The following is an 11,757-nucleotide window of genomic DNA, read 5'->3' as shown; positions in this document are numbered from 1 at the left end:
TGACCCGGCCGCGGTGACGCACGTCCACGACGTCGTTCCGGGGCGCCGCCGCGAGGCCCCGGAACGATGCCCAGCCCGCCCGAGAGGAGACCGGCGATGAAGGTCGTCCTGGTGCACATGCCGTGGGGATCGCTCGACGTCCCGTCGCTCGCCCTGGGCATCCTGCGCACCGCCGCCGGTGCCGCCGGCCACGACGTGCGGGTCCGCCACGCGAACCTCGACTTCGTCGACTGGGCGGTGGACCGGCTCACCTTCGGCCTGGCCGACTACCAGTACTTCTCCGAGACCTCCTACTTCCAGGGCGCCGGGGACTGGGTGTTCGCCGGTGCCCTCTACGGGCGGCGGCGCGACTTCGGGCCGTTGCACCGGCTGCTGGCCGACGCGGGGGCGAGCCGGGCCGAGACGGCCATGACCGCCGCGCTGCACGAGCTGGTGCCGGAGTTCGTGGCGACCCTGGTCGCCGAGCTGGACGCCGCCGCGCCCGACGTCGTCGGGTTCACCAGCACCTTCCAGCAGAACACCGCCAGCCTGGCCGCCGCCCGGCTGCTCAAGCAGCGCAGGCCCGCCGTGCGGACCGTCCTCGGCGGGGCCAACTGCGACGGTGCGCAGGGCGCGGCGCTGCACCGCAACTTCCCGTTCCTCGACTTCGTCGTGCGCGGCGAGGGGGAGGCGGCCTTCCCCGCGCTGCTCGACGCGCTCGACGCCGCACCGGTCGGCGGCGGCGACCCGCGTCCCGGCGGCGGCCCTGCCGGTGGCCTCGCGGACGTCCCTGGGCTGTGCTGGCGGGACCCCACGGGCGTCGCGCGGGCTAACCCCATGTCGGCGCAACCGCTGCCGCCGGGCCGGATCGTCGCCCCCGACTACACGGGCTTCGTCGAACGCCTCGACGCCTCGGCGGCGGCCGAGTGGGTGGCCCCGAAGCTCGTCGTCGAGGGCTCCCGGGGCTGCTGGTGGGGCGAGAAGCACCACTGCACCTTCTGCGGCCTCAACGGCTCGTCGATGCAGTTCCGCAGCAAGAGCCCGGGACGCTTCCTCGACGAGGTGCTGGACCTGGCCCGCCGGCACCAGCTGCTCGACTTCATCGTGGTCGACAACATCCTGGACATGGCGTACTTCGACTCGGTGCTGCTGCGGCTGGCCGAATCCGACTACGACGTCCGCCTGCACTTCGAGGTCAAGGCCAACCTGCGCCGGCAGCACTTCCAACGGCTCGCCGAGGCCGGGGCGGTGCAGGTCCAGCCCGGGGTGGAGAACCTCAGCACCCACGTGCTGCGGCTGATGGACAAGGGCGTGACCGGCTGCCAGAACGTCCGCGCGCTGCGCGAGGCCCAGAGCGCCGGGGTGACGACGAGCTGGAACTACCTCTACGGCTTCCCCGGCGAGACCGCCGAGGACTACACCGACGTCGTCGCGCAGCTGCCGGCGCTGCACCACCTCGACCCGCCGATGGGCGCGGCGCGCATCGCCATCGAGCGGTTCAGCCCCTACTTCAACCAGCCGGAGCTGGGCTTCCCGGTGCTGGAGCCCGCCCCGCAGTACCGGGAGATCTACGACCTGCCCGCCGCCGAGCTGACCGACCTGGCGTACATCTTCACCACCGTGGCCCGGGGCATCGGCCGGGCCGAGGCGGCGGCGTTGGACGCGGCGATCGACCGGTGGCGCACCGAGTACCCGGTCAGCCGGCTCACCTACCAGGAGATCGACGACCGGGTCGTGCTGGTCAGCCGCCGCGCCGCGTACGACTGGTCGGTGCGCGAGCTGGCCACGCCGGCCGAGGTGGCGCTGTTCCGGCTGCTGGCGCAGCCCCGCACGGACGCCACCCTGGCGGCCCGCGTCCCCGGCGGGGCGGCGACGGTCCGGCCGCTGCTCGACCAGTGGTCGGAGCTGGGCATCGTGTTCCACGAGGGAGGCTGCTGGGTGCACACCGCCGTCGAGTCGCACAACCAGGTGCTGGCCCGGGTCGACCACCAGCGGGCCGCCGCGGACGCCGCCGCGCGCGCCGGACAGGACCGCCATGCCGTCGCCGCGGGGTGACTTCGGCGCGACCGTGGTCGAGGTCGAGCTGTCCCGCGACTACGATCCGGCCGCCGCCCGGCTGCCCGGGATGGCGCTCGGCACGCACCGGCTGGTCGGGCCGTGCGGGGGGACGGTGGCCGGTTGGTATGCCGCCGGCGCGCGGCACGCGCGGCTGGCCCACCCGGTGGACCTGTGCGCCGACGCGGACGCCCGCGCGGCGCGGTCCCTCCTGCTGGTCCGGGAGCTGACCGCCCGGGGGATCGCGGTGGACTGGACGGCGCGCTGCCGGGACGGCTGCCACGGCGGCGACCTGTTCACCCACCTGTGCCCACCGTCCCGCCTGGACGGGGACGCCACCGGCACGGTCGCGGCCCGCTGGCGGGCGGCGTTCTTCCTCGGCCTCTGCGTCTACCGGCGCGGCCCCGGCTTCGTGGAGGTCCGCGACCGGCGCTCCGGCGCCCTGGAGGTGGTGACGATCGACGAGCCGGGCCACCTGGCGGCGATCGAGACGCTGGCCGAGGGCGTCGTGGCGACGGCGGTGCCGGCCGACGTGCGCCGGGAACTCGTCGGAGCGCACCTGGTCGCCGAGCAGGCCGGCCACCTGTGGTGGCTGCCGACCCGCGCCCACCGCTGGCCCTTCCCCGCCCTGATCGTCTAGCACCGCCCGAGCGCCACCGAAGAGGAGACCCATGACCACCGCCGAGGACGGGCCGACGCCGCCACGACAGGCCCCGTTCGTCGTCGACCCGTACCCGACGCTGGCCCGGATCCGGGCCAACGGCCCGGTGTCGATCCTGCACAGCGACGAGGGGCTGCCCATGTGGGTCGTCGCCCGCTACCGCGACGTGCGCGCGGCGCTGGCCGACCCGAGGTTCGGCCAGGACGCCCGGCGGGCGCAGGAACTGGCCGACCGCCGGGTGGCGGGGGTGACGCTCGGCGGCGACATGGTCCACATGCTCAACAGCGACCCGCCCGACCACACCCGGCTGCGCCGGCTGATCCACGGGTTCTTCACCGCACGCCGGGTGGCGGCCATGCGTCCGCTGGTGCAGCGGATCACCACCGCCCTGCTCGACGAGCTGGCCGACCGCGACACCGCCGACCTGGTGGCGGACTTCGCGTTCCCGCTGCCCATGCTGGTCATCTGCGAGCTGATCGGCTTCCCCGCCGAGGAACGGGCCGCCTACCGGAGCTGGTCGACGGCGATCCTGACCCACGGCGACGACCCGGCGGCGTTCGGCCGGGCGCTGCGGGAGCTGACCGAGCACATCGCCGTCGTGCTGCGGCGGCGGCGCACCGACCCGCGCGACGATCTGCTGACCCTCCTGCTCACGGCCCGCGACCAGGGGCAGCTCACCGACGACGAGATCGTGGGCATGGTGTTCCTGCTGCTCATCGGGGGCCACGAGACGACCGTCAACCTGCTCGGCACGGCCACCCTGGCGCTGCTGCGCCACCCCGACCAGCACGCCTGGCTGCGGCGCAACCGGGCCGCGCTGCCCGCGGCGGTCGACGAGTTCCTCCGGTACGAGTCGCCGGTGAGCATGGCGACCCTGCGGTTCACCACCGCGCCGGTGGACGTCGACGGGGTCGAGATCCCCGCCGGGGAGCTGGTGCTGGTGTCCCTCGGCGGGGCGAACCGCGACCCCGACCGGTTCCCCGACGCCGACCGGCTGCTGCTCGACCGGGGCGACGCCGGGCACCTCGCCTTCGGCCACGGGACGCACCGCTGCCTCGGCGCGTTCCTCGGCAAGCTGGAGGGCGAGGTGGCGCTGGCCGGGCTGCTGGACCGCTTCCCTGCGCTGGCCCTGGCCGGCACGGAGACGGACCTGCGCTGGCGCAACACGATCATGCTGCGGGGGCTGGAGTCGCTGCCGGTGGCCCCCCGTGGCTGACACCACCGCCACCCGGACGCCCCGCCGCCGGCCGCGGCTGAGCCTGGCGCCGCTGCGGTCCCGCGACTACCGGCTGCTCTTCGTCGCCGAGTCGGTGTCGGTCTTCGGCGACGCCTTCCACGCCGTCGCGCTGCCCTTCCTCGTCTACCAGGTCGGCGGGGGTGCCCGCGAACTCGGGCTGCTGGTCGCCGGCTACGGCCTGTGCCGGCTCGCGACCACCCCGCTGGGCGGGATCCTCGCCGACCGGGTCGGCCCCTGGCAGGTGATGCTGGTCTCCGACCTGCTCCGGCTGGCGGCCACGGCCCCGATCGCGGTGGCCGCCGTCGCCGGTGACCCGGGCCTCGTCCTGATCGGGGTGCTGGTCGCCGTCGCCGGCCTGGGGGCCGGCCTGTTCCAGCCGGCCGCCTACGCCATCACTCCCCGGTTGCTGCCGGCCGAGCAGTTGCAGGCCGGCAACGCACTGCACAGCACCGCCGGCTTCGCCGCCGGGCTGGTCGGGCCCGGGGTGGCCGGGCTCGTCGTCGTGCTGCTCTCGCCGGGCGTCGCGTTCGGCGTCGACGCGCTGACCTTCGCGGTGTCGGCGGCCTGCCTCGCCGTCATCGGGGCGCACCACCGGCGGGCCGCGCCGGCCGCCGCCCCGCCCGCCGGGGGCGCGGCGTCGCCGCCCCGGCTGACGTTCTGGCAGCTGCTGCGCGGGTCGCCGCTGCTGCGTACCGTGCTGGTGGTGACCGCCGCGGCCAACCTGACCGTCGGCGGGATGGTCCGGGTGGGCCTGCCCTCGCTGGCCAGCGCCGACCTGTCCGCCGGGGCCGAGGGCTTCGGCGGCCTGCTGGCCGCGTTCACCGGCGGCTCGCTGGCCGGCGGGTTCTTCACCGCCGGGCTGACCGGGATCCGCCGGCGCGGCGCCACGGCCATGCTCGCCGGCCTGGTGCTGGCCGGGGCGGTGGCCCTCGTGCCGTTCACCGGGTACGCCGGCGCCCTCGTCGCGCTGGCCGTGGCCGGGGTCGCCAGCACCGTGACCAACGTCCTGGTGATCACCGTCGTCCAGCAGCACACCGCCCCCCACCTGCTCGGCCGGGTGATGAGCGCCATCCTCCTCGCCGCGCTGGGCCTGTTCCCGCTCTCCGGCGCGGCGGCGGGGCTGGTCGTGGACGCGTACGGCAGCCCGGTGCTGTTCCTGGCCACGGCCGCGACGCTGGGGGCCGCCTTCGGTTTCGGCCTGTCCCGCCGGGTGCTGCGCGACGGCTGAGGCGTCCCCGCGCCCGGCCCGGTCCCTGCGACGGGGCCGGGGCGGGGCGGTCGCCCGGCCCGGCCGTCGCGGCCGTCAGTCCGCGGCGCGCACGTCGAGGGCGGCGACCGACGGGTGGGGGCGGCCCGCCGCGTCGTCGACCGCGACCGCGAGCCCACCCGTGGAACGCGGCCCGGCCGGCGTCGCCACCCGCAGGGCGGGGCCGCCGTCGACCCGGGCGACGGTCTCGCCGTCGCGCACCGTCACCGCCACCCGGTGGGTGGCGGCCGGGTCCAGGGCCGCCTCGGCGACCACCCGGTCGCCGCGCAGCAGCGCCACCCGGCCGTGCCCGACGCGCACCGACACCGGGTCGTCGCTGTCCACCCGGACCGTCAGCGTGACGGTGCCGCCGTCGGCCCGCAGGCCGCGCAGCGCCGCGTCGACCGTGTAGTCGGTCCAGTCCGCGCTGGCGTAGGCGAGCAGCGTGCCGTAGGCGCGGCGCGGGCTGGCGGCGGTGAACCGGCCGGCGGTCAGCGACGACAGGTCCGTCATCGGCTCGCCCTGCTGGTCGCGCCAGTCCCAGGGGTTCGTGAACGGGGCGCTCACCAGCGGGGGCACGGCCGTCCGCTCGACCACCGCGCTGACCAGCTCGGCGGCGCTCGTCGTGGCGTACACCTCGGCCCGCTCGACCTGGCCGCCGGCCGCGGACCGGCGGCTGCTCGGCTCGGGCCCCCGCGACTTGTTGGTCAGCGCGCCGGCGAACCGCCCGGCGACCAGCTCGCGGCTGAACTCGGCCGCCGCCGGGTCGGTCACGGCGTCGCCGACCTCGGAGAACGGGTACGCGAACAGCTGCGGCCGGGGCAGGTCGTGGGCGGTGAACGCGGCGAACATCGCGTCGAGGTCGGCGGTGAGCCGCTGCCGGTAGGCGGCCAGGCTCTCCTGCGCCTCCGCGGCCGGATCCCACCGCCGGTGGGTCAGCGGCGAGCCCTGCGTGCCCGGCCCGGTCTGCACCCGGGTGTGCAGGTCGTGGGTGTGCGCCTGGAAGTCCCACCGGCCCGAGCGCGCCATCCGGGCGATCTCCGCCCAGCTCAGGTAGTACGGCCGGTGCTCGCCCACCTGCCCGGTGATCAGGTAGGAGGCGGCCACCATGTCGTGCCGGGCGAGGATCCGGTCGGCGTACGCCCACAGGCCCCGGGTGCCGTCGTCGAACGTCAGGTAGACCGAGCGCTCCGGCACCGCGCCGCCGCGCAGGTAGTCGACGTACTGCGCCGAGGAGATCGACCGGTAGCCGGCCGCCTGCAGGGCGGTGAGCTGCGCGTCGAACTCCTCCGGGCTGACCACGTAGTGCTCCCGGCCGCCCGGCTCGGTCGCGGCCGGGTCGTCGCCGTGCGGCCGGATGTCGTGGTAGGCCACCACCACCGGCGCGGCCCGCTGCGGCAGCCGACCGGCCAGCTCCGTGAACCGGCGCAGGTCGGCCGGGTCGAGCCGGGTCACGGCGGTGTCCCGCTGCGCGCCGACGTGCCGCCGCAGGTCGGCCAGATACCAGGAGACCCCGAACGGCGTCGCCACCACCAGCAGGGTGACCAGCGAGAGCAGCGCCCCCAGCGGGCGCGGCCACCAGCGCGTCACCGCAGCACCTCCCCACGGGTGAACACCACGACGTAGAGCGCCACCAGCGCCACGGCCCCGGCGAGGGTGAGCGCCACCCGGGCCAGCCTGGCGAGCAGCCGCCGGCCCGCGTTCACACCGCGCTCCGCGACCAGACGCCGCGCCGGATCGTGCCCACCGAGTAGGGCAGCAGCCAGGACAGCACCGTGGCGGAGAGCACGCTCATCAGCGGCCGGTACGCCCAGCGCGGGTCGCCCGGGTTGTCCAGCCGGTAGGCCAGCCCCCAGAAGGTGCCCTTGAGCAGCACCCCGCACAGGTAGAGCAGCGGCACCGCCCACCAGCCGCGCAGCGGGGCCCACACCAGGTGGGCGAAGGCCATCACCGGGGCGACCGCGACCCACAGCGCGTGCCCGTAGTAGAGCGCCGCCGGGCCGGGGCCGCGCCGCCACATGAACGTGCCGGTGAAGAAGAGGTTGCGCACGTAGCTCTTCTTCCAGCGGGTCTGCTGGCGCAGGAACGGGCGCGGTCGCGCCGGCACCGTCGTCCACACCCGCGCGGAGCGGACGTACCCGACCCGCCAGGCCCGGGGCGGGTGGTCCTCGTCGCGGACGAACGGCGAGTCGGCGAAGCGCCGCTTGAGGCGTACGCCGATCCAGCGCTGCCCGAGGACGTAGCCGGTGAGCTGCCGGTCGGTGGCGAAGCGGAACTCGCCGCCGAGGAACCGGTCCGCCGCCCAGGCCGGCAGGTAGTTGATCACGGCCTCCCGCCGGAACACCGCCAGCGGGCCGGAGACGCAGGTCACCGCCCCGAACGACGCCTCGGCGGCCTTGGCCACCCGGAACTGGCCCTCGTACCAGACGTCCTGTACGCGGGTGAGCAGCGACTCGTCGGGGTTGAGCGCGCGGGCGTGCCCGCTGACCGCGCCCAGGTCGGGCTGGCGCAGCAGGGCCTCGACGCAGCGGCGCAGCGCGTCCGGGGCGAGGACGCAGTCGGAGTCGGTGAAGGCGAGCACGTCGCCGGTGGCGTGCCGGGCGCCGTGCACCAGGGCCCGCTTCTTGCCGACGTTGCGGGGCAGGTGCAGCACGGTGACGGGGAGTTCGGCGGCGAGCCGGTCCAGCACCTCGGCGGTGCCGTCGGTGGAGCCGTCGTCGACCACGATCACCTGCAACGGCCGGTGGTCGCTGCCGGTCATCGACCGTACGCACGCCTCGATCCCGTCGACCTCGTCCTTGACGGCCACCAGCAGGCTGACCCGGGGGGCCGGGGGCAGCGACGGGAACGTGGCCGCGTGCCGGGGGTGCGGCGGGGCCTCGCTGGGGTCCTCGTAGCGGGCGTAGGCCAGGTAGAACACGGCGACGGTGGCGGTGAGCACGGCGAAGCCGTAGTACGCCGCCAGCGGCGCGTACGGCAACTGGGGCAGCTGCCGGGCCAGCAGGGCGATCAGCGGGAGCAGGCAGAGCGCGGCGAGCAGCCGACGCACGCCGCGCCGCACCGGGTGGAGCACCGGCGCCTCGACCGACGCGCCCCGGACCTCGTGGGGCACCGGCATGTCAGACGACCTCGCGGCGCGGCAGCCCGGTCATCCGGTAGGTGGCGTCGAGCACCATCGGCTGGCCGCGCAGCCACGCGTCGTCCAGGTCGGACTGGGCGGTGTGCACGACCACCAGGTCCCACTCCCGCTCGGTGTGGTCGGTCAGCCGGTGCAGGGTCGCGCCGTCGGGGGTGCGCACCGACGCGACGAGGTCGTCGACGAAGCCGACGTCCGCGCCGGCCCGGACCAGCTCGCCGATGATCTCCAGCGCCGGCGACTCGCGGACGTCCGCGACGCCGGGCTTGTAGGTCACCCCGACCAGCAGGACGCGGGCCCCGAGCAGCGTACGACCGGACCCGGCGAGCAGGTCCCGGACCCGCTCGACGACGCGGCGGGGGCGGGCGGAGATGCCGCGCATCGCGGTCTCGATCAGCGGCGCCTCGCGGCGCTGCCCGCGCAGCTGCCACAGCAGGTAGTGCGGGTCGCAGGGGATGCAGTGCCCGCCCACCCCCGGGCCGGGCTGGAAGGCCATGAACCCGTACGGCTTGGTGGCCGCCCCGTCGATCACCTCGGTGACGTCCAGGTGCAGGTCCCGGCAGACGTCGGCGAACTCGTTGGCCAGGGCGATGTTGACGGCCCGGAACGTGTTCTCCAGCAGCTTGGTCATCTCGGCGGCCTCGGGCGAGCCGAGCCGGTGCACCCGGGGGGTGATCCGGGACAGCGCTGCGGCGGCCCGCGCGGTGCAGTCCGGGGTGACCCCGCCGACGACCCGGGGGGTCAGCTCCTGGCGGTGCCCGTCGTTGCCGGGGTCGACCCGTTCCGGGGCGAACGCCACCCACACCTCCTGGCCGACCCGCAGGCCCCGGGCGGCCAGCGGCTCGACCAGCAGGTCGCGGGTGGTGCCGACGTAGCTGGTCGAGGTGAGCACGATGGTCTGGCCGGCGCGGGCGTGGGCGACCACCGCGGCACAGGCGGCCCGCAGCGCGGTGAGGTCCGGGTCGAGGTGGCGGTCCACCGGCGTGGGCACGCAGATCAGCACCGTGTCGGCGTCGGCGATCTCGGCGATCGACGTGGTGAGCCGCAGGGCCGGGTCGGTCGCCCGCAACGTGTCGCGGAGCCGCTCGCGGTCGACGTCGAGCAGGTCGGCGCGGTCGGCGCGGATGTCGTCGAGCCGGGCCGGGTCGATGTCGATGCCGATCACCCGCGCGCCGCTGCCGACCAGGGCCAGGCTGGTCGGCAGGCCGACGTAGCCGAGGCCGACCACGGCGGTACGGGCCCCGGGGGCGACGGGAGCGGCGACGGCGACGGCCGGGTCGACGGCCGGCGACGATGGGGCGGCCGGGATGGGCGGGGTGACCGGGGCGACGGCCGGCGGGAGGGGCCGGTCGGCGGCGGGCAGGAGCTGCGACATGGTCGGGGCCCTTACGCACGGTGAACGGGAACGACTCAAGAGTGCCGAGCCCGCCGCCCCGAAGACGCTCCCACGAACAGCCGACCGGCGACCCAAATCTGCGGCCACCCTCTGTCCGATCGGTCAGTTTTCCCTGTTCACAACCGCCCAGAAGTTCCGGGGGAGACGCAAACCGCCACCCCCGTCAGCCCCACCAGACACGCACCCCCCACCACCCCCACCGCCCCACCCAAAGTAAGAAGCATCACTAGCAGTAACCGCCCCGGTTGCCCCCCGCCCCGCCCCGCCCCACCCCAGCCCTTTGATCACCGAGGGCTGGGTGGGGTGGGTGGGTTGTCAGAAGGTGTCGGGGGTGCGGATGCGGTCGCGGATCCAGGTGCCGGCCGGCTTGAGGCGGGCCGTGCCGCCGAACTGGCCGCTGCCGCAGGTGCCGGTGGTGAAGACCGCGCCGGAGCGGAAGTCGTCGGAGAAGTTCCAGTTCGTCCAGCTGATCTTCTTGCTGGCCATCAGGTCGAGGTAGCGCTGGGCCATGGCGAAGTCGTTCGGGCCGTCGCCGGAGTAGTCCTGGGTGCCGAACTCGGTGACGAACAGCGGCAGCCGGTCGGCGGCGCGGGCGAAGGTGTCGTAGTACGCGTCGCCGTGCGAGGCGGCGTAGAAGTGGAAGACGTACATGAGGTTGCCGCCGGCGACCGGGTTTGCCGCGATCGTGTCCACCCCGCCGCCGCTGCCGGAGACGCCGAGGGACGACCAGTCGGGGGTGCCGACCAGCACCACAGCCTCCGGGTCGCGGCTGCGGATGACCGGGACGACCTGCTCGGCGTAGCTTTTGATGGCGCTCCACGGCACGCCGTTGGGCTCGTTGGCGATCTCGTAGAGCACGTTGACCTTGTCCTTGTGCCGGTCGGCGATCTCGGCGAAGAAGGTGCGCGCCTGGGTCAGGTTGAAGTTCGGGTCGCCGGGGCTGAGCATGTGCCAGTCGACGATGGCGTACATGCCCCGGGCGGTGGCCAGCTCGATGTAGTTGTGCACCAGGTCGGTGAAGCGGCGTGGGTCGGTCTCGTACCCGTCCTCCTGGACGTACATCGAGATGCGCAGCACGTCGGCGTTCCACTCGCGGGCGAGCACGTCCAGTGAGGCCGGGGTGGCGCAGTTCGCGTACCACTGGATGCCGTGCGTGCTCATGCCGCGCAACTGGATCGCCCGGCCGTCGCGGTTGCAGAGCTGGCGGCCGCAGACGCGGAGCTGGCCGTTGGCGGCGACCGGCGAGAGGCCGGTCGGCGGTGGCGTCGTCGTGGGCGGCGCGGTGGTGGGCGGGACGGTGGCCGGTGGCGTGGTGGTCGGCGGCGGGGCGGGGGTCGGGGTGGTGCCGCCGGTGCAGGGCTGGCCGTTGAGGGTGCAGCCGGTCGGGGCGCCGGTGCCGCTGGCGACGAAGCCGAAGGTCACCGAGGCGCCCGGGGCGACCGTGCCGTTCCAGGACCGGTTGGTGAAGGTGTGGTGCTGGCCGGTGCTGGTCAGCAGCGCGTCCCAGTACGAGCCGACGGTGGTGCCGGCGGGCAGGTCGAACTCCAGCCGCCAGGAGCTGATGGTGGTGCTGCCGGAGTTAGTGATCCGGTAGCTGCCCTCCCACCCGGAGCCCCAGTCGTTCACCTTGGTGAAGCTCGCGGTCGGCGCCGCCGCCGCACCGGCGGTGCCGGTCAGGGCGAGCGGGGCCAGCGCGAGGGCCGCGGCGAGGCCGGCGGCCAGGAGTGTTCTGCCGCGAGGTCGCACGGGTGCCTCCGGGGACTGGGAAGGTGATCTACGTCATCGCACTATAAAGAAAGTTAAGTGTTATGGCAACGGCGCTCGTCGATCCGGGTGGCGTCTCGTCCCTTCCTGTCCGGCGGCGGCCTTCCGGTGGCTCCGTGCCGCCGCCGCGAGGGCTGTCGGCGGGGGTTGCCGGCGGGGCACCCCGGCGCCGCCCGGTGAGAGCTGAAGTGGCCTGCGTCGATGTGTGGTGATTCGCGCCGGTGTGCTTTTGATTTGCAGTGAGAATGAGGTGAATCTTGGATGAGAAAACGATGTGAATCGA

General features: G+C 74.8%; 8 protein-coding genes. 4 read left to right on the top strand and 4 right to left on the bottom strand.

The genetic code is table 11. The annotated features are described in order from the left end of the window. The first annotated feature begins 96 nt into the window (after positions 1–96). From ACVMYR_RS20500 to ACVMYR_RS20485, 4 genes are read left to right on the top strand one after another with little or no spacing between them, the layout of a single operon-like run. Positions 97–2,034, top strand: a complete 1,938-nt coding sequence (locus ACVMYR_RS20500; RefSeq protein WP_396790216.1) for a RiPP maturation radical SAM C-methyltransferase — start codon at positions 97–99, stop codon at positions 2,032–2,034. Then, on the top strand, positions 2,015–2,674 hold the full coding sequence (locus ACVMYR_RS20495) for a DUF5825 family protein (protein ID WP_457122445.1): 660 nt from the start codon (positions 2,015–2,017) through the stop codon (positions 2,672–2,674). Before ACVMYR_RS20500 ends, ACVMYR_RS20495 begins: the two co-directional genes overlap by 20 nt. A gap of 31 nt (positions 2,675–2,705) precedes the next feature. Then, entirely contained in the window at positions 2,706–3,911 is a 1,206-nt protein-coding gene (locus ACVMYR_RS20490; RefSeq protein ID WP_091285087.1) for a cytochrome P450 family protein, read from the top strand. Continuing rightward, entirely contained in the window at positions 3,904–5,160 is a 1,257-nt protein-coding gene (locus tag ACVMYR_RS20485; RefSeq protein WP_043963107.1) for an MFS transporter, read from the top strand. The genes ACVMYR_RS20490 and ACVMYR_RS20485 overlap by 8 nt, the downstream gene beginning before the upstream one ends. Before the next feature lie 75 nt (positions 5,161–5,235). Here the strand turns inward: ACVMYR_RS20485 and ACVMYR_RS20480 are convergent, their stop codons facing one another. The 4 genes from ACVMYR_RS20480 to ACVMYR_RS20465 all read right to left on the bottom strand — a co-directional run bounded on the left by ACVMYR_RS20480 (position 5,236) and on the right by ACVMYR_RS20465 (position 11,432). Then, positions 5,236–6,768 carry a polysaccharide deacetylase family protein gene (locus ACVMYR_RS20480; protein WP_457122444.1) on the bottom strand — a complete coding sequence of 511 codons (1,533 nt, stop codon included), beginning with the start codon at positions 6,766–6,768 and terminating at the stop codon, positions 5,236–5,238. A gap of 112 nt (positions 6,769–6,880) precedes the next feature. Further along, positions 6,881–8,296 carry a glycosyltransferase family 2 protein gene (locus ACVMYR_RS20475; protein WP_457122443.1) on the bottom strand — a complete coding sequence of 472 codons (1,416 nt, stop codon included), beginning with the start codon at positions 8,294–8,296 and terminating at the stop codon, positions 6,881–6,883. Between the two features lies 1 nt (position 8,297). After that, positions 8,298–9,689: a nucleotide sugar dehydrogenase gene (locus tag ACVMYR_RS20470; RefSeq protein ID WP_457122442.1), complete on the bottom strand. Its 1,392-nt coding sequence runs from the start codon at positions 9,687–9,689 to the stop codon at positions 8,298–8,300. Positions 9,690–10,025: 336 nt separating this feature from the next. Next, on the bottom strand, positions 10,026–11,432 hold the full coding sequence (locus ACVMYR_RS20465) for a cellulase family glycosylhydrolase (protein WP_457122540.1): 1,407 nt from the start codon (positions 11,430–11,432) through the stop codon (positions 10,026–10,028). Between the last annotated feature and the right edge of the window lie 325 nt (positions 11,433–11,757).

It is taken from the genome of Micromonospora sp. PTRAS2 (genome assembly GCF_054052245.1).
Note: the sequence above shows the minus strand (reverse complement) of the source record. Positions and strands in the feature narration are given on the sequence as shown.